Below are 23,137 nucleotides of genomic sequence, written 5' to 3' on the forward strand. Positions count from 1 at the left end.
TGTTTATTACACAACGACAAGGTTGCGAAGCACGTCACTATTTATTTTTCTTATATCCACGTTAATGCAGAAACAGCGGACGGGCCGCTGTTTCTTTTACCAATAAAACAAAGAGTTACTCTGTTACTATGGTCTGAACCTGTGCCGGGCCGGGATTGTACCAGCCCCATCCACCATAGCCACCGTAAGGCCAGCCACGCGCACCGTAGAACCAGGGGTCGATAGGCTGAGGCGGCATGACAATCTGCTGAGTAATATGCCAGCGTTTATAACCGGTTACCTGCATCAGCATGAATTTATACGGCGTATTACCTATTTTTCCGTCCACCGTACCGCTAATCGGGCCGACGACGGTGACCAGTTGCCCGCGAAAGTCCACCGGGTCGAGGAAACCATTTACATCAGCATATATACGCCCGCGAGAGGCTTCACCCAGCACTGGACGCGCACCGCTATCGAGCGGAACGGTGGCAATTTCCAGACGGGATTTTCCCTGCTGGTTCTGAATATCCACCACTTTGCCACCAAAACGCGCTTCCTGTCCGACATACAGCTGCGGCGCATTCATCACCCGCACCAGATCCTGCTGCGGCATCGGGCTCGAACCTTTAATCGCATCCGGGATGGTGACGCAGCCGCTAAGCATTAACGCCAAGGCCCCCGCCAACACACCTTTCAATAACTGCTTTTGCACCGCCATATTGCGACTCCCTTTTCTTAGCTTCTGCCCCGGCCTGTTCACAATGCTGTGCACCGACGTCTATGAAAATTAACCGGGGATGTACTACTAAGATTCATTCTTTACCGGGAAGTTTCTTCCACGCCACGGTGTTACGTAAATAAACCGGTTCCGCGTGTTCGACCGCTACGGTCTTACCCGCAGCCAGCATTTGCGCGGCGACAGGCAGCATATCTTCAGCCGCAGGAAGCAGCACGTCACCATCGCTGAGCGTCAGACCGCTGTCTTTACCAAGCTCAGGCCAGGCTGGCCACCCCGTCCCAACAGTTACCCACTCGCCAGAAAGCTGCAGTAAACGCTCATGTACCTGCTCGGGGGTTAACACCGCTTCGGTTTCTTCACCTTGCCAGTTGCCGTTGTCATCACGCTGGTATTCGGCCCAGTAGACTTCGCCCATTCGCGCGTCAATCGCCGCCAGTACACGAGTCGCGCCCGACTTACGCCAGGCGCCCTGCGCCATGGTCGCCAGGGTGGAGACGCCGATCATCGGTAAGTTTGCGCCTAACGCCAGCCCCTGAGCAATGCCAATACCGATACGCACGCCGGTGAAACTGCCGGGACCCCGACCAAACGCCAGGGCGTCGATATCGGTTAACGTGAGATCGCCAGCGGCCAGGATTTCCTGAACCATCGGTAAAATTCGTTGGGTGTGTTCTCGTGGGCAAAGCTCAAAGTGAGCCTTGATAGTACCGTCATTCCACAGGGCAACAGAGCACGCCTCTGTGGCGGTATCGATAGCCAGAATTCGCATGGGTGTTTGTGATCAGATCAATAAATTTGGCGCGCATCTTACCACACTCCGTAACAAATTACTCAGTCGTTGGTATGGCAAGAAAGCGAACCGCGCGAGCTATGTCACGCGTCCGCGGCGCAGGAGGAAGACTCGCCAGGAAGGTGGCGCCGTATGGCCGCATAACCAGACGATTGTCGCAAATCACCAGCACGCCGCGATCGTCGGCATCACGTATCAGACGCCCTACCCCCTGCTTCAGGGTGATGACCGCATCCGGCAACTGGACGTCTTCAAACGGATCGCCGCCGCGCAGTCGACAATCCTCCATTCGGGCTTTTAACAGCGGGTCGTCCGGCGAGGTAAACGGCAGTTTGTCGATTATCACCAGCGACAGCGTATCACCGCGCACGTCCACGCCTTCCCAGAAGCTGCTGGTGGCAACCAGAAGCGCATTACCTGCGCTGACAAACTGCTGTAACAGTTGCCCTTTACTGGTTTCGCCCTGCAGCAGAACGGGAAGCGTCATGGTGGCGCGGAATTGTTCCGCCAGATCGCGCATCATCGCGTGCGAAGTGCACAGCATAAAGCAGCGACCGTTGTTCGCTTCGATAATAGGTCGCAGCATGGATGCTAACTGACGCGCAGCCCCCGGCTGGTTGGTTTGCGGGAGATTACGCGGCACGCACAGCAGCGCCTGGCGCGTGTAATCAAATGGACTCGGCAATAACATCGACTCGGCATCTTCAATCCCCAACCTCGCGGTGAAATGATGAAGGTCATCGTTTACCGACAACGTCGCGGAAGTAAAAATCCAGCAGCCCGGCTTTTGTTCCATCACTTCTTTGAATTTATCCGCCACAGTGAGCGGCGTCAGCGCGAGAGTGAAATGGCGGGAGGTGCATTCATACCAGTAGCTGAAGCCTGGCTGGTTGATCTCTTTCAGACGCTTCAGGCGCGCACGGTAAAGTGTGGCGCGTTCAAACGCGGCATCCAGCAACGCCGAACGCCCAAGAGACAGCTTCGCCACGTCATAACATAGCTCCAGCGTGTCATCGAGCAGCAAAAACGCGCGCTGTACGCGCTGGTCGGCCAGCAGTTCCCGCAGGTTTCCGCGATAGCCCGGCTCACCAAGTTGCAAGCGGAAGTCCTGAGCGCTTTGTGCAAGGCGATCGGCGCACTTTTGCAACTGCTGAGTGTCTTTCAGCTCGGTGCGATATGCAATGGTGATGTCTTTCGCCAGGTCTAACAGCTGGCGACTGGAGAGCGATTGACCAAAGTACTGGCTGGCGATATCCGGTAGCTGATGCGCTTCATCGAAGATCATTACATCAGCTTCCGGGATCAATTCGCCAAACCCGCTTTCTTTTACCACCATATCAGCGAGAAACAGATGGTGGTTAACCACGACGACATCCGCATCCATCGCTTTTTTACGCGCTTTCACGACAAAACACTCTTTATATAGCGGGCAGTCGCTGCCCAGACAGTTGTCATTAGTGCTGGTGACCAACGGCCAGGCCTGAGAGTCCTCCGCCACGCTGACGCAGGTGCTGATGTCCCCATCAAGGGTTTGATTTGACCAGGAGCGCAGCAGGATGACGTCGCTTAACGTTTGTACCGGCAAGTCACCACCCGCCAGCGCCTGCTGTTCGAGACGTTCAAGGCACAGATAGTTTGAACGCCCTTTCAGCAGCGCCAGTTTACCGGTGAACTTTAGTGCCTTAGCGACGGTCGGGAGATCGCGGCTGTATAGCTGATCCTGCAACGCCTTCGAGCCCGTGGAGACAATGACCTTCTTTCCGGCACGCAGCGCTGGGGCAAGATAAGCATAGGTTTTACCCGTCCCGGTTCCGGCTTCTACCACCAACGGTTGTGATTTTTCGATGGCATGACTGACGGCGATGGCCATCTGCCGCTGTGGTTCTCGCGGTTTAAAACCCGGTATTGCTTTAGCCAACTGACCGTCTGCTGCAAAATCGTCCGTCACACTGCCCCCCTGTTCATTTGAACAGGGATTATGTCAGGCCAGCAGCTCTTTCGCCAGTTGAAGAGGTGACGTGGGCACAACATTATGGCAGTCTTGGCGCAACCCAAAGCCATTTGAAAACACGTAAATGAGGAATGATTTATGACGATTGTGCGCATTGATGCCGAAGCGCGTTGGTCCGACGTGGTTATCCACAACAACACGCTGTATTACACTGGCGTGCCGGAAAATCTGGATGCAGACGCTTTTGAGCAAACGGCAAATACGCTGGCGCAAATTGATGCGGTGCTGGAAAAACAAGGCAGCAACAAGTCACGTATTCTTGATGCCACCCTGTTTTTGGCAGACAAAAACGATTTTGCCGCCATGAACAAAGCCTGGGACGCGTGGGTTGTTGCGGGTCACGCGCCGGTACGTTGTACCGTTCAGGCCGGGTTGATGAACCCGAAATACAAAGTTGAGATTAAGATTATCGCTGCAGTTTAAGCGGCGTTATTCGTCTTCATCTTCAAAACGCGCCACGATCCGCTCGCCGGTATGACTGGCGCGTAACTCTTCAGCAACAAGAGCAATGGCTTGTCCGCTGCTCATCCCCTGCGACATCAGCTCCTGAATACGCTCTACCGCTTTTTGCTGCTGCTCATGACTGAGTGAAGGTAAACCTGCAAACATTGTTAACTCCTGCTAAATTGTCTGCGCTAATTATTTCATGCTACCGGGCAGTTAGCCAGTAGAGTAGCAACGAGTCAGGACTGATGAAGACGTTATCTCCCGCAGTAATCACATTACCCTGGCGTCAGGACGCCGCTGAACGCTATTTTTCGACATTAAGCCATCTGCCCTGGGCGATGCTGCTGCATTCGGGTCAAGCCGACCATCCGCATAACCGCTTTGATATTCTAGTGGCGGATCCCGTCACCACGCTTGTTACGCGAGCTACAGAGACCGTAGTGCAGGACGGGCACGCAACCTCGCGCTCGCTTGATGATCCCATGACGGTATTACATTCCGCACTAATCGCACACAAGATTCACCCCGAATATCACCCAGACCTGCCGTTTCAGGGCGGTGCGTTAGGTCTGTTTGGCTACGATCTTGGCCGACGCTTCGAATCTCTGCCCACTATTGCAGAGCGCGATATTACGCTACCGGATATGGCCGTTGGCATTTACGACTGGGCACTGATTGTCGATCACCAGTTGCAGACCGTATCGCTGCTCAGCCATACCGATGTCGAGGCTCGCCTGAAATGGCTCGACGCGCAACAACCGCCAACGCGTGAGCCGTTTACATTAACTTCGGCGTGGCAGTCTAATATGAGCCGCGCTCAGTACGGCGAAAAATTCCGCCAGGTGCAGGATTATCTGCACAGCGGAGACTGTTACCAGGTCAATCTTGCCCAGCGTTTTCAGGCGCATTACCAGGGCGATGAGTGGCAGGCATTTGTCACTCTCAATCACGCCAACCGCGCCCCGTTTAGTGCATTTATTCGTCTTGAGGAAGGTGCAATCCTCAGCCTTTCGCCGGAACGATTTATTCTGCTGGAAAACCAGCACATCCAGACGCGTCCGATTAAAGGCACGCTACCGAGGCTTGGAGATACCGATGCCGATCGTGAGCAGGCCCGGCGACTGGCGAATTCGCCGAAGGATCGTGCGGAAAACCTGATGATCGTCGATTTGATGCGTAATGATATTGGCCGCGTTGCCGTACCGGGTTCGGTACAGGTTCCGGAGCTGTTTATCGTCGAACCGTTCCCTGCCGTTCATCATTTGGTCAGCACCATTACCGCACGTCTGCCAGAGTCATTATACGCCACCGATCTGCTACGCGCCGCCTTCCCCGGCGGCTCTATTACCGGCGCGCCGAAAGTGCGGGCGATGGAAATTATCGACGAACTGGAGCCGCAAAGACGCAACGCCTGGTGCGGCAGCATTGGTTATCTGAGCTTTTGCGGCAATATGGATACCAGCATTACCATTCGCACGCTGACAGCCACAAACGGACAAATTTATTGCTCCGCAGGCGGTGGTATTGTTGCAGACAGTCAGGAAGACGCTGAATATCAGGAAACATTTGATAAAGTGAATCGCATTTTGCACCAACTGGAGAATTGACACGTGGAATACAGCAGCCTGACGCTTGATGATTTTTTATCGCGCTTTCAACTCCTGCGCCCGCAGGTCAATCATGCCGCGTTAAACCAGCGCCAGGCCGCCGTACTGATCCCCGTCGTGCGTCGCCCACAGCCGGGGTTGCTGTTAACCCAGCGTTCCGTTCACCTGCGCAAGCACGCCGGACAGGTCGCATTCCCCGGTGGGGCAGTGGATAGCAGTGATGCCTCGTTAATTGCCGCCGCCCTTCGCGAAGCGCAGGAGGAGGTGGCGATCCCACCTTCATGCGTAGAAGTGATTGGCGTTCTGCCGCCTGTCGACAGCGTGACCGGTTTCCAGGTCACCCCTGTGGTAGGCATTATCCCGCCTAATCTGCCGTATCGCGCCAGTGAAGATGAAGTTTCCGCAGTGTTCGAAATGCCGCTGGCCCAGGCCCTGCATTTAGGTCGTTACCACCCGTTGGATATTTACCGTCGTGGCGATTCACATCGCGTATGGCTTTCCTGGTATGAGCAATATTTCGTCTGGGGAATGACTGCCGGAATAATTCGTGAGCTGGCGCTGCAAATTGGCGTCAAGCCCTGACTATACTTATCTTTACGCACACAATAGACAACTTGAAACTCAGGTCACAACATTAGTAAAACCGCGGTTATCTATTAGTTTAATTCATGTGAATAGTTAAGCCGATCGCCGCGTTCCCTCTTACACTATGCGCAGTTATAACATCGTTACTGGAAAGCCCAGTCGCCCTGTAGGAGTATTATCGTGATTAGTCTATTCGACATGTTTAAGGTGGGGATTGGTCCCTCATCTTCCCATACCGTAGGGCCTATGAAGGCGGGTAAACAGTTCGTCGATGACCTGGTCGAAAAAGGATTACTGGACAGCGTTACTCGTGTCGCCGTCGACGTGTATGGTTCACTGTCGCTCACGGGTAAAGGTCACCACACCGATATCGCCATTATTATGGGTCTGGCGGGCAATGAGCCTGCTACCGTGGATATTGATAGCATCCCAGGATTTATCCGCGACGTAGAAACGCGTGGACGCCTGCTGCTTGCGCAGGGTCAGCACGAAGTGGATTTCCCGCAGAATGACGGGATGCGTTTTCACAACGGCAACCTGCCGCTGCATGAAAACGGAATGCAGATCCATGCGTACAATGGCGAAACCGTCATTTATAGCAAAACCTACTACTCAATCGGCGGTGGATTCATCGTTGATGAAGAACATTTTGGTCAGGATGCCTCGGGCGAGGTCAGCGTGCCTTATCCGTTCAAATCCGCTACTGAAATGCTGGAATATTGCAACAGCACCGGCCTGTCTCTCTCTGGCATGGCAATGCAGAACGAACTTGCGCTGCACAGTAAGAAAGAGATTGAAGAGTACTTTGGCCACGTCTGGCAAACCATGCAGGCATGTATCGATCGTGGCATGAACACCGAAGGTGTGCTGCCGGGTCCGCTGCGCGTTCCTCGCCGTGCTTCAGCCCTGCGTCGTATGCTGGTTTCCAGCGATAAGCTGTCCAACGATCCAATGAACGTGATCGACTGGGTGAACATGTTTGCGTTGGCCGTTAACGAAGAAAACGCCGCGGGCGGTCGCGTAGTGACAGCGCCAACCAACGGTGCCTGCGGTATCGTGCCTGCGGTACTGGCCTATTACGATCATTTCATTGAGTCCGTTAGCCCGGATATCTATACCCGCTATTTCCTGGCGGCCGGTGCGATTGGCGCGTTGTACAAAATGAACGCCTCTATCTCTGGTGCAGAAGTAGGTTGTCAGGGTGAAGTGGGCGTAGCCTGCTCCATGGCTGCCGCGGGTCTGGCTGAACTGTTAGGCGCAAGCCCGGAACAGGTGTGTGTTGCTGCTGAAATCGGCATGGAACATAACCTCGGTTTAACCTGCGATCCGGTTGCCGGTCAGGTACAGGTACCGTGCATTGAGCGTAACGCAATTGCCTCAGTGAAGGCGATCAACGCTGCGCGTATGGCAATGCGCCGTACCAGCGCGCCGCGCGTCTCGCTGGATAAGGTCATTGAGACTATGTACGAAACGGGTAAAGACATGAACGCCAAATACCGCGAAACGTCACGCGGTGGCCTGGCGATCAAAGTTCAATGTGACTAATACTTAATTTTCGCCCATCTGCAACGGATGGGCGAATTTGCCCCCTCACCCTCGTCTACTGTAATTTTCCCCACTACACTTGCTCTGTTGCTGTTGGCTTCTGTGACCAACGGCTTATCGGGCGGCCCGCATGCAAACAGCACAACGGATCATTAAAAATTATCGCCGGAATCGCTTAATCGTCTGCACAGTATGTGCACTACTGACGCTCATCCTCACATTAACTGTCCGATTTATTTCGGAGCGTAATTTAAATCACCGAAATATCGTCACCTTTGCCAACCATGCTGTAGAAGAACTGGATGACGTGCTTTTACCCTTGCAGACCGGACGGGATGTATTGCTGCCGTTGATTGGCCTCCCCTGCTCAGTGGCGCGTTTACCCTTAAGCAAACATGCCGCAAGGTTGCAAACGGTACGTTCTATTAATCTGATTCAAAGCGGGATCCTCTATTGCTCCAGCATTTTTGGTTATCGTAATGTTCCCATTAGTCAACTGCAGCCCGAATTACCCAACAGGGAACCGCAACTGCTGCTGTCTACCGACCATTCATTGATTAAAGGCAGTCCGATTCTGACTCAGTGGTATCCGTCCTCTGCCGATGGTGAAGATGGCGTGCTGGAAATCGTCAATATTGACTTATTGTCGTCTATGTTGCTTGAACCCCAGCCGCCGCAGATCACCGATGCCAGCTTAACCGTTGGTAATCGGCATCTACTGTATGATCAAGGTGTTGTCGATACTCTGCCTAAGCTAAATGATGAAAAACGCTACCAGCTTTCATCTCAACATTTTCCGTTTACCATTAGCGTCACCGGCCCTGGTCCCAGTGAGTTGGCGGTAAAACACCTGCCAACACAGCTGCCGCTGGCGGTGATCCTAAGTTTATTAGTGGGTTATCTGGCATGGCTGGCTACCGCCAGCAGAATGAGTTTCTCATGGGAGATTAATCTGGCCCTTGCTGCTCGGGAATTCGAACTATTTTGCCAGCCGCTGCTTAATGCGCAAACCCAGCAATGCATGGGCGTGGAAATCCTTTTACGCTGGAATAACCCGCGCCAGGGTTGGATCTCTCCGGAAGTGTTTATTCCCATCGCTGAGGAGCACAACCTGATTGTACCGCTTACCCGCCATGTCATCGCAGAAACCATTCAGCAACGACACGTTTTCCCGATGAGCAGCCAGTTTCATATTGGGATTAATGTCGCCGCCAGCCATTTTCGTAATGGTACGTTGCTAAAAGATCTTAATCAGTACTGGTTCAGCCAGCACCCAATCCAGCAATTGGTTATCGAACTGACCGAACGCGATGCGTTACTGGATGTGGATTATCGGGTCGTACGCGAATTAAATCGGCTTGGCGTAAAACTGGCGATTGATGATTTCGGTACCGGCAATAGCTCGCTCTCCTGGCTGGAAAAGCTCCGCCCGGATGTGCTGAAGATCGATAAATCATTTACTTCGGCAATAGGCACAGACGCCGTGAACTCAACCGTCACAGACATCATTATCGCTTTGGGGAAAAAATTGAATATAGAACTGGTGGCGGAAGGCGTTGAAACACAGGGGCAAGCTCAGCATTTGCGCCGACACGGCGTACATTTATTGCAAGGTTTTCTGTATGCCAAGCCAATGCCGCTGCGCGATTTTCCAAAATGGCTGGCGGGCAGCACGCCGCCGCCCACCCGGCATAACGGGAGACACAGTATGCCCGTCATGCCGTTTCGCTAAACCCGGTTACTCGTCTTCGTCGTGAGCGGGTTGTTCTTTAACAATGCGAACTAAATCCACACGATAGTCATTCGCTTCGACAATCGTAATGCTCAGCGGTGCGACCTCGATAACATCACCTACACGAGGAATATGGCCGTTAGCCGCAATGACTAAACCTGCCACCGTAGCGATGTCTTCGTCTTCATTCACTAACGTATCCACGTCCAGCGCCTGTTGCAACGCATGCAGATCGGTACCGCCTTTGACCAACCAACCGCCTGCATCAGCTATAATTTCAGGCGTTTCATCGGCATCAGGGAATTCACCGGCGATGGCTTCTAATACATCCAGCGGCGTGACCAGACCCTGTACTACGCCAAACTCGTTTGTGACGATAACGAAGCTACCGCGGGCACGACGCAGAACGCCTAACAGATTGATCGGGTCCAGCGTTTCCGGAACAACAATAGCCGGAGAAGCAGAGGCAATCGCCGCCACATCCACACCGTCTTCCAGCGCCACCAGCAGCTCTTTAGCACGCACGATACCGATGATTTCATCCAGTTCACCACGACATACCGGGAACAGGCTATGAGGTGACGAAAGCAACTGCTCGCGAATTTCCTCCACGCTCAGGTCTGCATCAACCCAGCTAATCTCCCCACGAGGCGTCATAATGCCGCGTAATGAACGCGACGCCAAAGAGAGGACGCCGTTGATCATATAGCGTTCTTCTTCTACAAATGCGCCTTCCGGGACGGGAACCGGTACCGGATTGTCGGATTCCATCTGCACGCTGGCCTGACGTTTACCGCCCATCAGACGGAGAATCGCATCGGCAGTACGCGCACGCAATGGCAGCGTCGACTGGTGACGAATAAAGTTACGACGGGCAATCTGGTTAAACAGCTCAATGATGATTGAGAAACCAATCGCCGCATACAGATAGCCTTTCGGAATGTGGAAGCCAAACCCTTCGGCAACCAGACTCAGACCAATCATCAACAGGAAGCTCAGACACAGCACCACCACCGTCGGGTGTTGGTTCACAAATCGGGTCAACGGCTTAGAGGCCAACAGCATCACGGCCATGGCAATCACTACTGCCGCCATCATCACTGGCAGATGGTTGACCATACCGACCGCCGTAATCACAGCATCCAGCGAGAACACTGCATCGAGGATGACAATCTGCGTTACGACAACCCAAAAGCTCGCATACCCTTTCGTCTGCCCGGTATCATGTTCACGGTTTTCCAGCCGCTCATGCAGCTCTGTCGTAGCCTTGAACAAGAGGAAGATACCCCCCAGCAGCATAATCAGATCGCGCCCCGAGAACGCATAGTCCATTACCGTGAACAGCGGCTTTGTCAGCGTCACCATCCACGAAATCACGGACAACAGGCCCAGACGCATAATCAGTGCCAGTGACAAACCGATTAAACGCGCTTTATCTCGCTGTTTCGGCGGCAGCTTATCAGCCAGGATCGCAATGAAGACCAGGTTATCAATACCCAGAACAATTTCAAGAACGACAAGCGTGAGCAAACCCACCCAAATCTGCGGGTCCATTAATAATTCCATGACAAGCTCCTGCTTAAGGAATGACCAAACTGCGCGCTGAGGATCTCAGGCGTTAAAGCGATATGCAGAGAAAATTTGTGGCAAAAAGTGCCAATCTGACAGGCTTGATACGGCCTGAAGGTGAAATGACGTCGGTGACGATCCATATGGTGGGCTACTGCCCTATACTCCTGAGTAATTAAACAGATGCTAAACATAACAGAGAGAAGCGGTTTTTAGCAAAGATTTACCTTCCTTTGCAATAAGTTGTTTCGGAGATATTTTACCCTTCGAAATTTCTTTTAATCGGAAGTTAAATTACGGATCTTCATCACATAAAATATTTTTTTCGATATCTAAAATAATTCACGAAAATCATAGGTTTTTCTTTGTAACCCTTATCTGAATCGATTCGATTGCGGACGACGATTCAAATACATCTTCACGTTGATGTGTTAACGATAATAAAGGAGGTAGCAAGTGACCATTGCTATTGTAATAGGCACACATGGTTGGGCTGCAGAGCAGTTACTTAAGACGGCAGAAATGCTGTTAGGCGAGCAGGAAAATGTCGGCTGGATAGATTTCGTTCCAGGCGAAAATGCCGAAACGCTGATCGAAAAGTACAACGCTCAGTTGGCAAAACTCGATACCAGTAAAGGCGTGCTGTTTCTCGTTGACACATGGGGAGGCAGCCCGTTTAACGCTGCAAGCCGCATTGTCGTCGATAAAGAGCATTACGAAGTTATCGCCGGTGTGAACATTCCCATGCTGGTTGAAACCTTCATGGCGCGTGATGACAACCCGAGCTTTGATGAATTAGTGGCACTGGCCGTTGAAACCGGTAGCGAAGGCGTGAAAGCGCTGAAAGCCAAACCGGTTGAGAAAGCCGCTCCTGCCCCAGTAGCAGCACCCAAAGCAGCAGCTCCCGCCAAACCGATGGGTCCGAACGATTATATGCAGATCGGCCTGGCGCGTATTGATGACCGTTTAATCCATGGTCAGGTGGCAACTCGCTGGACCAAAGAAACCAACGTAACACGCATTATCGTCGTCAGTGATGAAGTTGCCGCCGATACCGTGCGTAAAACGCTGCTGACTCAGGTAGCACCTCCGGGTGTGACGGCGCATGTGGTTGATGTCGCGAAAATGATCCGCGTCTACAACAACCCTAAATATGCAGGTGAGCGTGTGATGCTGTTGTTCACCAACCCAACCGACGTAGAACGTATCGTTGAAGGTGGTGTGAAAATTACCTCCGTAAACATTGGCGGTATGGCTTTCCGTCAGGGTAAAACGCAGGTAAACAACGCAATTTCTGTCGATGACAAAGACATCGAAGCCTTCAAGAAACTCAACGAACGCGGTATTGAGCTTGAGGCACGTAAGGTTTCTACCGATCAGAAACTGAAAATGATGGATTTGATTGCCAAGGTGAAATAATTCCCTGGCATTTACTTAGTTTTCACACTTAAGTCTGTATAGCAATAGGAGAAGTACAATGGAGATTACCACTCTTCAGATTGTGCTGGTGTTCATCGTCGCATGTATCGCGGGTATGGAGTCGGTACTCGATGAATTTCAGTTCCACCGCCCGTTGGTGGCCTGTACGCTGATTGGCGCCGTTCTCGGGGACATGAAAACCGGTATTATCATCGGTGGTACCCTGGAAATGATCGCCCTGGGCTGGATGAACATCGGTGCTGCGGTTGCACCAGATGCGGCACTGGCCTCAATTATCTCTACCGTTCTGGTTATCGCAGGTCACCAAAGCATTGGTGCCGGTATCGCGCTGGCTATCCCACTGGCAGCCGCAGGCCAAGTACTGACCATTATCGTTCGTACTATCACCGTAGCATTCCAGCACGCAGCGGATAAGGCGGCCGAAAACGGTAACCTGACGGCACTCTCCTGGCTGCATGTATCCTCTCTGTTCCTGCAGGCTATGCGTATCGCTATCCCAGCGGTAATCGTAGCGATTTCTGTTGGTACCAGTGAAGTTCAGAGCATGCTTAACGCCATTCCGGAAGTCGTGACTGGCGGTCTGAACATCGCAGGCGGTATGATCGTGGTGGTTGGTTATGCGATGGTCATCAACATGATGCGCGCAGGCTACCTGATGCCATTCTTCTACCTCGGCTTCGTCACCGCGGCATTTACTAACTTCAACCTGGTTGCTCTGGGTGTGATTGGCGCAGTAATGGCGATCCTCTACATTCAGCTGAGCCCGAAATATAACCGCGTAGCCGGTGCACCTGCTGCGGCGGCTGGCAATAACGATCTCGATAACGAACTGGACTAGCAGGTGAGCGAAATGGTTGATATGACTAAAACTACCACCGAGAAAAAACTCACTCCGAGTGACATTCGTGGCGTGTTCATTCGTTCTAACCTGTTTCAGGGTTCATGGAACTTCGAACGTATGCAGGCGCTGGGTTTCTGTTTCTCCATGGTGCCGGCTATCCGCCGCTTGTACCCGGAAAACAACGACGCACGTAAGCAAGCGATTAAGCGTCACCTGGAATTCTTTAACACCCATCCGTACGTAGCGGCTCCAGTACTGGGCGTTACGCTGGCGATGGAAGAACAGCGTGCAAACGGCGCAGAGATTGACGATGGTGCCATCAACGGTATCAAAGTTGGTCTGATGGGTCCGCTGGCAGGCGTCGGCGATCCGATCTTCTGGGGTACCGTTCGCCCAGTATTCGCCGCGCTCGGTGCAGGTATCGCGATGAGCGGCAGCCTGCTGGGGCCATTGCTGTTCTTCGTTCTGTTTAACCTGGTTCGTCTGGCAACCCGTTATTACGGTGTGGCATATGGCTACCGTAAAGGTGTCGATATCGTTAAAGATATGGGCGGCGGCTTCCTGCAGAAACTGACTGAGGGGGCGTCAATCCTCGGCCTGTTTGTCATGGGGGCATTGGTTAACAAGTGGACGCACGTAAACATTCCACTGGTGGTTTCTACTATCACCGGTCAGGATGGTCAGACTCGTGTTACCACTGTGCAGACTATCCTTGACCAGCTGATGCCGGGTCTGGTTCCTCTGCTGCTGACATTCGCCTGTATGTGGCTGTTGCGTAAGAAAGTGAACCCGCTGTGGATCATCGTTGGCTTCTTCGTCATCGGTATCGCGGGCTACGCTGTCGGACTGCTCGGCCTGTAAAACTGTTGTACATCACCGGGGGCTTGCCCCCGGTTTTTCTATTTAGAGGGTTGAGGATTCATGACTATCACGGACCTGGTGCTGGTTCTATTTATCTTTTCGCTGCTGGCGTATGCCATTTACGATCAGTTCATCATGCCCCGCCGTAATGGCCCTACTCTGCTTACTGTCGCCCTGCTTCCCCGCAGCAGAGTCGACAGTGTTATCTTCCTTGGCCTGGTAGCTATTCTTATCTACAACAACATCACCAGCCACGGCGCGCAATTTACCACATGGTTATTATGTGCACTGGTATTGATGGGTTTGTATCTGTTCTGGATCCGTACGCCAAAAATCATCTTCAAGCAGAAAGGTTTTTTCTTCGCCAACGTCTGGATTGAATATAACCGCATTAAAGAGATGAATTTATCTGAAGACGGTGTATTGGTGATGCAATTAGAACATCGAAGATTGTTGATTCGCGTACGAAATATAGACGATCTTGAGAGAATATATAAACTATTAATTTCAAATCAATAGCTTATAAATATAGCCTGAACTATGTTTTTATATATCAGTGTAAAAGCAAACATAGCCAAGGCTATATTTCACTGTCCTCAATGTTATTTATTTTAACGTTTTATTTATAAATAAATCTAAATGAAAATCGTTTTCAACTAGAAGTCAAATATTATTTCTGCGTTTCTTGTTTTATATTCTCAAAATATGTTAAGGTTGCGCCCGTCGTTGGGGAGTAGCCGATTTCCAGACTCCGGAAATGTACGTGTCAACATACTCGTTGAAAAACGTGGCACGTACGGACTGAACTTACAGGTTCAGTCAGGCGAGACCATAGGCACATCAACTGCAATGCATATTTGAATGGCGCTGTATTTACAGTGATTCCAGCCTGTATGCATGGTTACTGGGGGCAGTGATGTGTTTTATGGATACCCCGGTCAGGACGCTGTTATGAATCTCACCGCTACCGTTCTTCTCGCTTTCGGCATGTCGATGGATGCTTTCGCCGCATCAATTGGCAAAGGCGCCACCCTGCATAAACCCAAATTTTCTGAAGCATTGCGCACCGGACTGATATTCGGCGCAGTTGAAACGCTTACGCCACTGATTGGCTGGGGCATCGGGATGCTGGCCAGCAAATTCGTGCTGGAGTGGAACCATTGGATCGCCTTCATTCTGCTGATCTTTTTAGGTGGGCGAATGATAATCGAAGGTTTTCGCGACAACGGCGATGAAGAGGAAGAACCGCAGCGCCGCCACGGTTTCTGGCTGCTGGTTACCACCGCCATTGCCACCAGCCTCGACGCAATGGCCGTCGGGGTGGGTCTGGCTTTCCTGCAGGTCAACATTATTGCCACAGCGCTGGCCATCGGCTGCGCCACATTGATTATGTCCACGCTCGGCATGATGATTGGTCGTTTCATTGGCCCAATGCTGGGCAAACGAGCTGAAATTTTGGGTGGGGTGGTGCTGATTGGTATCGGTGCCCAGATCCTCTGGGCACACTTCCACGGTTAATTCAGACGCTGCCAGACATGAATACTAAAGTCGGTCTGGCAGTCAAACGTCGTTTTCCCCGCTAACGTTTCCCACACTTCCGGCTTTGCCCGCCAGGCGAACGGCGTCATTTGCAGTAACGCAACGGCCTCGCTGCCCTGAAGCTGCATCTGATATCCCAGCGCAATGCTCTGTTGCAGAACAAAACCGTCCAGTTGCTCAGTATGGGGCGCATGCAAACGCACCTCATCATAAATCAGCCCTTTCAGTTCCATTAAATGGCGTGGTCCCGGCGTGGCGGTGATCACCCATCCACCCGGTTTAACCACGCGAGCCAGCTCTTGCGCTTTACAGGGCGCATAGATCCGGATGATGGCATCCATTGACTCGTCTGCGAACGGCAGACGATGGCTGGAGGCAACGCAAAAGATCACCTGCGGATAGCGTCTGGCTGCGGCTTTAATTGCCACTTTGGATACGTCAAGACCAAAGGTTGTACAGCCCGCCAGCGCGTCGGCAAACGCATGGGTGTAATACCCTTCCCCACAGCCAATATCCAGGATCGCTGCATCTTCTGAATTCGACTTTTCTTTAAGCACATTCACAATCGCATCACGCAACGGTTGATAGTGCCCAGCATCAAGAAATGCCCGTCTGGCTTGCATCATTTCAGCGCTATCACCCGGATCGCGCGACCGCTTATGCTGAACCGGCAGTAAGTTGACATACCCTTCTTTCGCCACGTCAAACTGGTGCCGCCCGGGGCAGACAAAACTGTTATTCGCTTGAGTAAGAGGCTGGTGGCAAAGAGGACAGGAAAACGACATGACAACTCCGGCAGGTGACTTAAGGGCGCAAGTGTAACGCGAATTGCACCCTGGGAAAATAACTTACAGCGACGGCGAGGATACGTTGCTGCCGTGCATCACCAGCAGATGATCAGAGTCGGCAGGCATGCCATCCGGTTTAACGTTCTCCAGACGCAGGACATCTCCCATTATCTGGCTGAAGACAGGCGCAGAGACAGCCCCGCCATAATAAGCACCGTTTTGCGGATTATTGATGACGACCACCAGTGCAAATTTCGGGTCGCTCGCTGGCGCAACGCCTGCCGTGTAGGCCACGTATTTATCGACATACTTACCGTCATCACCAATTTTCTTTGCCGTTCCTGTTTTAACCGCCACGCGATAATCTCTGACCGCGGCTTTAGTTCCCCCACCACCGGGTAACGCGACGCTTTCCATCATATGTTCAACCTGGTGAACCAGCGCCTCCGGCATCACTCTGGTACCGATTACCGGCGGGTCAATACGGGTAATCGAAAGGGGTCGATAGATACCAAAACTACCAATGGTTGCATATACGTGCGCCAACTGCAGCGGCGTTACCATTAATCCATAGCCGAATGCAAAGGTCGCGCGATCCAAATCGCTCCAGTAGCGGCGTTGAGGCATTAAACCGCTACTTTCACCGGTTAATCCCAGTCCGGTTGGATCGCCAAAACCAAAGCTCTTATAGGTATCCAGCAACTTTTGAACAGGCATAGCCAGTGAAAGGTGCGACACGCCGGTATCGCTCGATTTCTGCAAAATTCCGGTCAACGACAGCTCCGGGTAAAATCCGACGTCGCGAATGCGATGTCCATCAAGGTAAAAAGGATGGGTATCAATCACGCTGTCCGGTTGTACTATCCCCTGCTGGAGTGCAGTCATGATCACCAGCGGTTTAACGGTTGAACCGGGTTCAAACGTATCGCTTATCGCACGGTTACGAAAATCATCCAGTACCGCGCCGTCACGGTTATTGGGGTTGAAGTCAGGAAAGCTCGCCATGGACAGTATTTCACCGGTAGCAATGTTGACCAGCACTGCGGCTCCTGATTCCGCTTTATTCCACGTAACGGCATTGTCCAACGCATCTTCAGTGACCGTCTGCAGGCGCTCATCGATGCTGAGCTGTAATTGGTGTGCAGGAACAGGCGTAACTTCGGTGATATTCTCGATTACATGGCCAAATTTGTCTTTACGTACCAGACGGGAGCCAGGTTTACCCATCAACTGGTTATTAAAGCTTTTTTCCAGCCCTTCAATGCCTTGTCCATCAATGTTGGTAAAACCTATGAGATTCGCCGCTACGTGGCCTGCAGGATAGAACCGGCGGGATTCCTCGCGCAGGTTAATGCCCGGGAGATTAAGATCATCGACCCACTCAGCCTGCTGAGGGGAAATTTGTCGTGCCAGGTAAATAAAACGTCCGCCAGGATTACTGTTAACGCGTTCCGCCAGCGTACTCAGTGACAGATGCAGAGCCCTTGCCAGAGCCTGCCACCGTTCGTTATAACCCACGCCTCCCTTGCTGATGATGGTCTTAGGATCGGCCCATACCGCGTTAACCGGAACACTTACCGCCAGCGGTCGCCCTTCTCTGTCGGTAATCATCCCGCGCGGCGAGGCAATAGTTACCTCACGTAATGAACGCATGTCTTCCTGTTTCACCAGACTCGTCGGCGTGACAATTTGCAGCCATGCAACCCGACCCAGCAGCAATCCCAGACTCAATAATATTGCCACACAAAGCAGGGCAAAACGTACGGGAGTAAAATTGCGCGCGTCGCCGTCGTTTTTCTTTTTCACCTGAACTCCAGCAAGATAGTTTTTCAGGTGTCTGATTTAACGAGAAATGTCGTAAGAAAGCGGGGAAAACTATGCTACGAACATCACGCCTTTGCAACAAAGCGCTAATGGGAGGGCATTTAGAAATATTTAGACGTATTTTGAATTAAAAAGCCCCGCATAGGCGAGGCTTTATATCTGAGATGGTTGCGCATATGCGCTTCAAATCAGTGGTGTCGATCAGATAGCTGTTACGTTAACAGCAGCCGGACCTTTCTGGCCGTCCTGAATTTCGAACTCAACGTTCTGGCCTTCAGCCAGAGTTTTGAAGCCGTTACCCTGGATAGCGGAGAAGTGTACGAACACGTCTTTGCTGCCATCAGCCGGAGTAATGAAACCAAAACCTTTAGACTCGTTGAACCACTTAACTTGACCTTTAATCTTTGCCATTTGCAAAATTCCTTAGAGTATTTTCTTCGCCCGCAGGCATAACATAGATAAAACTGAGACATTACTGCTTGAGGCACTAATATAAGGTTCGGCAGAGAAGCGGTATTCAACGTCAACGTGTTTACTCAGGACTTCTTTACTGAAAATGCCACACATAAACAGAACTGTACCTCGTTTAACCCAAAACGTGTTATCACATACAACGTTAATAATGGCAAGCCATTTTTAAACGTGTCTCGATCGGTCGCACAAATCCTGTCGTTCATCAAACAGCAACTGCACAGTTATGCGCCACACCGAGTAGTGTTATATTCCCGCCGCTCGCCCCATCCCCCGCCAGGCTTGCACCATAGCCGGGACATTTCTACCATAGCTCAATAGCTTCGGTTGTTCCAGATTAGCTGTTACAGGGTGTGCTGAATATCATTTTTTATGCTTAGTAATGCATAAAATGTCACAAGCGTAAAAATGAGATCTGCCTTCTGCTTTTGCACCAAAATAATGAAAGAATGATGACAATGCACAAAAAAAGTAAGAGAAACGTTTCGCTGTTAATAAGACGATCGCTATCACAAAAATGACATAATCATATTTTTATCGTATGGGAAATTATATTTATATCAGACCGGGGATAAGATATTAATTGGCTGGAGCATCTGAAAATACTGAGTTAACACGAGAATCAGAGTGCTAATTACACGACATATGCAGAAGAAAATAATCTGGCATGTTGGCGACAGGATGAAACATCTGAGAACGTAAGCAACAGATCCTCACCCTGTCATACCGTTTTTACCGCTCAGCTACCAGGCGGATGATGTCATCATCTTCGTCCTTCGCTGTGACCACAGCAGGCTCTGCCGATTTTTCAGGTTCGTTAGCTTCGCAAAGGCGACGGAGCAATGCGTTCTGTCTTTTTTGCTGATCTAACAACGCTTCAAGCAACTCAATCTGCTCATTAGTACGCGAACTTGCCCTATTGACGAAAAACCACAGTACAAGCCCGACAACCAGAATCACCACCGATACAGCCAAAGACGCCAAACTCAACGCGCCAGAATTCAAAACTTCGTTCATTTCACCACCTCAATGTAGACAGCGTAGTTTACCACTGCCGCACAAGAAGGTAATCAACTGTGGCAAAAATGCGCTTACCAGGGAATAAATTTATTAATGGCACAAATACCGCTGAAAAATTGTACATCCTGATCGCACATGATGTTGAACACTTGCGCCCACATCAGTATGCATACCAGCACGACAACTATCAGCACTACCCAGCGAATTTTTTTCACTCCAGCTCCACTCTTCGAATCAACATCTTATGCCTATAAATTATCATGCGTTACCTAAACCCAGCGTTAACTGTATCGGCATTCAATCTTTTTAGGAATGATTCACTTGTTTCATCCCATGTACAGGCTAATCTAATAATAACGAGAAAAGATAAGAGGTTGTAATGCGTCTGATAATCCGCGCTATTGTGTTGTTAGCTCTGGTTTGGATCGGTTTATTACTGAGCGGCTACGGAATTTTGATTGGAAGTAAGGAGAATGCAGCAGGCCTGGGCTTGCAATGCCAATATCTGACCGCCCGCGGAACCAGCACCGCGCAATACGTCCACACAAACAGCGGTATCATTGGCCTGTCGGATTGTCCCTTGTTAAGAAAAAGCACGGTCATTATTGATAACGGTTAATATAGCAGCAATACATCCGCTACGTTATTTGCACCAACTAACGTTATGACTGTTCATAAAAAACCCCAGATACAAAAATACCTGGGGTTTTTACCTTGACGCTATTACATCAGATTAGAACGGATAGTCGTTATAACCCATTTGTTCTGAAATTTTACGCGCAGCCGTATGCAGCATCGCCACATACTCGTGCAAACGTTCTTCTGAGAAACGTAGCGTCGGGAATGAAATACTCAAGCCTGCAATCACTACACCGAAACGGTCAAACACCGGTACACCGATGCAGCGCAGACCTTCTTCCTGTTCTTCGTTATCTTCACCGTAGCCCTGCTCGCGTACTTTATCCAGCAATACCAGCAGCTCATCAGTATTGGTAATAGTACGGTCGGTGCTGCGCTTGTACTCGATACCATCCAGAATCTGCTTCACTTCATCGCGGTCACGCCATGCCAGCAGAACTTTACCGATAGCCGTGCTGTACAGCGGATTACGGCGACCTACGCGAGAATACATGCGCAGATTGTACATAGAGTCGATTTTATGGATGTAGACGATGCTGTCTTCATCCAGTGCACCAAGGTGCACTGTCTCTTTGGTCAGGCGCGAAAGTTCGCGCATCTGAATATCAGCGCTACGGATAAGATCGACGTTTTGTAACGCGCGAGCACCCAGCTCGAATAGTTTCAGGGTCAGTGAGTATTTCTCAGACTCCCCTTCTTGTGCCACATAACCCAGCGTTTTCATGGTCTGCAAAAAGCGATAAACGGTGCTTTTTGACATCATGACGCGTTGCGACAACTCGGTAATACCAATTTCGCGCTCTTCACCCAGCGCCTGCAGAATGCCAAAAACCTTCAGCACGGAAGATACAGAATCGGGTTGTTTATCCAGATCTGCGATTGCCATTTATCACCCCTTTCGAGTGTTTTATAAAAATCAGAACCGGTTTTTATTATAATTTCACGTATCAGCCCTCGCAATCGCTCTTTGCTTACTTAGTTACAAATCTGCGACCTAACGCCTGAATATCAATGCTAAAATTATTATTCTCATCATAAATTCCAACAGTATTGACTTCCTATGGAAAAAACTCAGACCGATGGTCTGTCATTGCCCCAGCGATATGGCGCAATTTTAACCATTGTTATTGGCATCTCTATGGCAGTACTCGACGGCGCAATAGCAAACGTTGCCCTCCCCACTATCGCCACCGATCTTCAGGCCTCACCCGCCAGCTCAATCTGGATTGTGAACGCCTACCAAATTGCGATCGTTGTTTCGCTGTTATCGCTCTCTTTTTTAGGTGATATGTTTGGCTACCGACGCATTTATAAGTGTGGTCTGGTCGTGTTTCTGTTGGCATCGCTGTTTTGTGCCTTGTCAGACTCGCTGCATATGCTGACGTTAGCGCGCGTGGCTCAGGGTTTTGGCGGCGCGGCGCTGATGAGCGTTAATACGGCATTGATCCGACTCATTTATCCTCAGCGCCAGCTTGGCCGCGGGATGGGTATTAACTCCTTTATCGTGGCTGTATCCTCGGCAGCGGGTCCGACTATTGCGGCGGCAATTCTTTCTATTGCCTCGTGGAAATGGCTATTTCTGATTAACGTTCCATTGGGGATCATCGCCCTGCTGCTGGCTATGCGTTTTTTGCCACCCAATTCATCGCGTAGCAATAAACCGCGCTTTGATCTGCCCAGCGCAATAATGAACGCCTTAACATTCGGTTTGTTGATCACGGCACTCAGCGGATTTGCACAGGGACAGTCGCTAAAACTGATTGGTGCTGAACTTATGGGGCTTCTCGTGGTAGGGTTTTTCTTTATCCGCCGCCAGCTCGCATTGCCGGTACCTTTATTACCGGTTGATCTGCTACGCATTCCGCTGTTTTCACTCTCTATTTGCACCTCAATCTGTTCATTCAGCGCACAAATGCTGGCGATGGTTTCCCTGCCCTTTTTTATGCAAACGGTTCTCGGACGCAGCGAAGTTGAAACGGGTCTGCTGCTGACGCCGTGGCCGCTGGCAACCATGGTGATGGCCCCACTGGCGGGATATTTGATTGAACGTGTTCATGCAGGTCTGCTTGGCGCGCTGGGCATGGCAGTAATGGCTTGTGGGCTGTTTTCTCTGGTGTTACTGCCCGCATCACCTTCCGATTTTAATATCATCTGGCCAATGATTTTGTGTGGTGCGGGTTTTGGTTTGTTCCAGTCACCGAACAACCACACTATCATCACCTCCGCGCCGCGAGATCGTAGCGGAGGCGCGAGCGGTATGCTCGGAACGGCACGCTTACTGGGTCAGAGTACCGGGGCCGCACTGGTTGCGCTGATGCTAAATCAGTTTGATGACAGTGGAACGCACGTCTCGCTGATAACAGCGGGTATTCTGGCTTCGCTGGCCGCAATCGTAAGTGGCTTACGTATTACACAACCGCGCGTATAAACCCATACCCGGCAGTACTTCGCCGGGCTTGACGTCACTATTATTCGCGTAACGGTTCCGATGTCACCACTCCGGTTGGTACATAGGATTAGACGGATCGTCTGTATCTCCCATTATACAATCAGAAAAAAACTCCAGACTAAATCCTGCAGTGGCTAACTGCATCAATTTACGCTGCTCATCCGTTAAATTCGCTGTTGGGTCGAGTTCTTCTGCTGAAACAGCATCATCTGCAGAAACTGGCGTTGTGCTGATGGTCATATCGCTCATGATAAATAC

The 23,137-nt window shown here is 51.1% G+C and carries 25 protein-coding genes and 1 riboswitch; of the genes, 12 read left to right on the forward strand and 13 right to left on the reverse strand.

What is annotated here, in order from left to right; genetic code table 11:
• Positions 1 to 115: 115 nt before the first annotated feature.
• The 3 genes from WN16_RS17065 to WN16_RS17075 form a co-directional block, all read right to left on the reverse strand.
• Complete coding sequence (locus WN16_RS17065; RefSeq protein WP_003020975.1) at positions 116 to 700, reverse strand: Slp family lipoprotein; 585 nt, start codon at positions 698 to 700, stop codon at positions 116 to 118.
• Between the two features lie 94 nt (positions 701 to 794).
• Positions 795 to 1,490 carry a tRNA (adenosine(37)-N6)-threonylcarbamoyltransferase complex dimerization subunit type 1 TsaB gene (tsaB, locus tag WN16_RS17070; RefSeq protein WP_044700237.1) on the reverse strand — a complete coding sequence of 232 codons (696 nt, stop codon included), beginning with the start codon at positions 1,488 to 1,490 and terminating at the stop codon, positions 795 to 797.
• A gap of 58 nt (positions 1,491 to 1,548) precedes the next feature.
• The gene (locus WN16_RS17075; protein WP_003020980.1) at positions 1,549 to 3,459 is read right to left on the reverse strand and encodes an ATP-dependent DNA helicase; all 1,911 of its coding nucleotides are present in this window, start codon (positions 3,457 to 3,459) and stop codon (positions 1,549 to 1,551) included.
• 141 nt (positions 3,460 to 3,600) lie between these two features.
• On the opposite strand from WN16_RS17075, the gene WN16_RS17080 reads away from it, so the two are divergent.
• On the forward strand, positions 3,601 to 3,945 hold the full coding sequence (locus WN16_RS17080) for a RidA family protein (RefSeq protein WP_003020984.1): 345 nt from the start codon (positions 3,601 to 3,603) through the stop codon (positions 3,943 to 3,945).
• Between the two features lie 6 nt (positions 3,946 to 3,951).
• Here WN16_RS17080 and WN16_RS17085 read toward each other — a convergent pair whose 3' ends face one another.
• Entirely contained in the window at positions 3,952 to 4,131 is a 180-nt protein-coding gene (locus WN16_RS17085) for a YoaH family protein (protein ID WP_003020986.1), read from the reverse strand.
• 83 nt (positions 4,132 to 4,214) lie between these two features.
• On the opposite strand from WN16_RS17085, the gene pabB reads away from it, so the two are divergent.
• The 4 genes from pabB (at position 4,215) to WN16_RS17105 (ending at position 9,438) form a co-directional block, all read left to right on the forward strand.
• The gene (pabB, locus tag WN16_RS17090) at positions 4,215 to 5,576 is read left to right on the forward strand and encodes an aminodeoxychorismate synthase component 1 (protein ID WP_044700240.1); all 1,362 of its coding nucleotides are present in this window, start codon (positions 4,215 to 4,217) and stop codon (positions 5,574 to 5,576) included.
• Between the two features lie 3 nt (positions 5,577 to 5,579).
• Positions 5,580 to 6,158: a CoA pyrophosphatase gene (locus WN16_RS17095; RefSeq protein WP_003020991.1), complete on the forward strand. Its 579-nt coding sequence runs from the start codon at positions 5,580 to 5,582 to the stop codon at positions 6,156 to 6,158.
• Between the two features lie 183 nt (positions 6,159 to 6,341).
• Positions 6,342 to 7,706, forward strand: a complete 1,365-nt coding sequence (sdaA, locus tag WN16_RS17100; protein WP_003020994.1) for an L-serine ammonia-lyase — start codon at positions 6,342 to 6,344, stop codon at positions 7,704 to 7,706.
• Between the two features lie 130 nt (positions 7,707 to 7,836).
• On the forward strand, positions 7,837 to 9,438 hold the full coding sequence (locus WN16_RS17105) for an EAL domain-containing protein (protein ID WP_047715751.1): 1,602 nt from the start codon (positions 7,837 to 7,839) through the stop codon (positions 9,436 to 9,438).
• A gap of 6 nt (positions 9,439 to 9,444) precedes the next feature.
• Here the strand turns inward: WN16_RS17105 and yoaE are convergent, their stop codons facing one another.
• On the reverse strand, positions 9,445 to 11,004 hold the full coding sequence (gene yoaE / locus WN16_RS17110) for a CNNM family cation transport protein YoaE (RefSeq protein ID WP_003844070.1): 1,560 nt from the start codon (positions 11,002 to 11,004) through the stop codon (positions 9,445 to 9,447).
• A 459-nt stretch (positions 11,005 to 11,463) separates the two neighbouring features.
• Here yoaE and manX point away from each other — a divergent pair, with 459 nt between their 5' ends.
• The 5 genes from manX (at position 11,464) to mntP (ending at position 15,667) form a co-directional block, all read left to right on the forward strand.
• Positions 11,464 to 12,426, forward strand: a complete 963-nt coding sequence (gene manX / locus WN16_RS17115; RefSeq protein ID WP_003841624.1) for a PTS mannose transporter subunit IIAB — start codon at positions 11,464 to 11,466, stop codon at positions 12,424 to 12,426.
• 58 nt (positions 12,427 to 12,484) lie between these two features.
• Entirely contained in the window at positions 12,485 to 13,285 is an 801-nt protein-coding gene (locus WN16_RS17120) for a PTS mannose/fructose/sorbose transporter subunit IIC (RefSeq protein ID WP_003021004.1), read from the forward strand.
• Between the two features lie 12 nt (positions 13,286 to 13,297).
• Positions 13,298 to 14,149, forward strand: a complete 852-nt coding sequence (locus tag WN16_RS17125) for a PTS mannose transporter subunit IID (protein WP_008322630.1) — start codon at positions 13,298 to 13,300, stop codon at positions 14,147 to 14,149.
• 60 nt (positions 14,150 to 14,209) lie between these two features.
• Complete coding sequence (locus tag WN16_RS17130; RefSeq protein ID WP_003021010.1) at positions 14,210 to 14,668, forward strand: DUF986 family protein; 459 nt, start codon at positions 14,210 to 14,212, stop codon at positions 14,666 to 14,668.
• Positions 14,669 to 14,865: 197 nt separating this feature from the next.
• Positions 14,866 to 14,970: riboswitch (yybP-ykoY riboswitch) on the forward strand.
• 130 nt (positions 14,971 to 15,100) lie between these two features.
• Positions 15,101 to 15,667, forward strand: coding sequence for a manganese efflux pump MntP (mntP, locus tag WN16_RS17135; protein ID WP_044700246.1), 567 nt, complete (start codon positions 15,101 to 15,103; stop codon positions 15,665 to 15,667).
• On the opposite strand, the gene rlmA is transcribed toward mntP, so the two are convergent.
• The 6 genes from rlmA to mgrB all read right to left on the reverse strand — a co-directional run bounded on the left by rlmA (position 15,664) and on the right by mgrB (position 20,006).
• Positions 15,664 to 16,473 carry a 23S rRNA (guanine(745)-N(1))-methyltransferase gene (gene rlmA, locus WN16_RS17140; RefSeq protein ID WP_003841628.1) on the reverse strand — a complete coding sequence of 270 codons (810 nt, stop codon included), beginning with the start codon at positions 16,471 to 16,473 and terminating at the stop codon, positions 15,664 to 15,666. The two genes, mntP and rlmA, sit on opposite strands and share 4 nt — an antisense overlap.
• A gap of 63 nt (positions 16,474 to 16,536) precedes the next feature.
• Complete coding sequence (gene ftsI, locus WN16_RS17145; protein ID WP_003841630.1) at positions 16,537 to 18,282, reverse strand: peptidoglycan glycosyltransferase FtsI; 1,746 nt, start codon at positions 18,280 to 18,282, stop codon at positions 16,537 to 16,539.
• A 219-nt stretch (positions 18,283 to 18,501) separates the two neighbouring features.
• Positions 18,502 to 18,711, reverse strand: a complete 210-nt coding sequence (gene cspE / locus WN16_RS17150; protein WP_001062678.1) for a transcription antiterminator/RNA stability regulator CspE — start codon at positions 18,709 to 18,711, stop codon at positions 18,502 to 18,504.
• Positions 18,712 to 18,723: 12 nt separating this feature from the next.
• Positions 18,724 to 18,867, reverse strand: coding sequence for a DUF2627 domain-containing protein (locus WN16_RS17155; RefSeq protein WP_003034983.1), 144 nt, complete (start codon positions 18,865 to 18,867; stop codon positions 18,724 to 18,726).
• A 636-nt stretch (positions 18,868 to 19,503) separates the two neighbouring features.
• Positions 19,504 to 19,788: a YebO family protein gene (locus WN16_RS17160; RefSeq protein ID WP_003034980.1), complete on the reverse strand. Its 285-nt coding sequence runs from the start codon at positions 19,786 to 19,788 to the stop codon at positions 19,504 to 19,506.
• A gap of 74 nt (positions 19,789 to 19,862) precedes the next feature.
• Positions 19,863 to 20,006 (reverse strand): PhoP/PhoQ regulator MgrB, encoded by a 144-nt coding sequence (gene mgrB, locus WN16_RS17165; protein ID WP_003034977.1) that lies wholly within the window; start codon positions 20,004 to 20,006, stop codon positions 19,863 to 19,865.
• 164 nt (positions 20,007 to 20,170) lie between these two features.
• On the opposite strand from mgrB, the gene WN16_RS17170 reads away from it, so the two are divergent.
• Positions 20,171 to 20,410 carry a YobH family protein gene (locus tag WN16_RS17170; RefSeq protein ID WP_003034975.1) on the forward strand — a complete coding sequence of 80 codons (240 nt, stop codon included), beginning with the start codon at positions 20,171 to 20,173 and terminating at the stop codon, positions 20,408 to 20,410.
• Positions 20,411 to 20,524: 114 nt separating this feature from the next.
• Here WN16_RS17170 and kdgR read toward each other — a convergent pair whose 3' ends face one another.
• Complete coding sequence (kdgR, locus tag WN16_RS17175; RefSeq protein ID WP_003833778.1) at positions 20,525 to 21,316, reverse strand: DNA-binding transcriptional regulator KdgR; 792 nt, start codon at positions 21,314 to 21,316, stop codon at positions 20,525 to 20,527.
• A 174-nt stretch (positions 21,317 to 21,490) separates the two neighbouring features.
• Between kdgR and WN16_RS17180 the strand changes: the two genes are divergently transcribed.
• Entirely contained in the window at positions 21,491 to 22,858 is a 1,368-nt protein-coding gene (locus WN16_RS17180) for an MFS transporter (RefSeq protein WP_044700249.1), read from the forward strand.
• Positions 22,859 to 22,921: 63 nt separating this feature from the next.
• On the opposite strand, the gene WN16_RS17185 is transcribed toward WN16_RS17180, so the two are convergent.
• Complete coding sequence (locus WN16_RS17185; protein WP_003844076.1) at positions 22,922 to 23,128, reverse strand: hypothetical protein; 207 nt, start codon at positions 23,126 to 23,128, stop codon at positions 22,922 to 22,924.
• Positions 23,129 to 23,137: the final 9 nt, after the last annotated feature.

The organism is Citrobacter sp. ABFQG, assembly GCF_004322975.1.
Lineage (GTDB): Bacteria > Pseudomonadota > Gammaproteobacteria > Enterobacterales > Enterobacteriaceae > Citrobacter > Citrobacter freundii.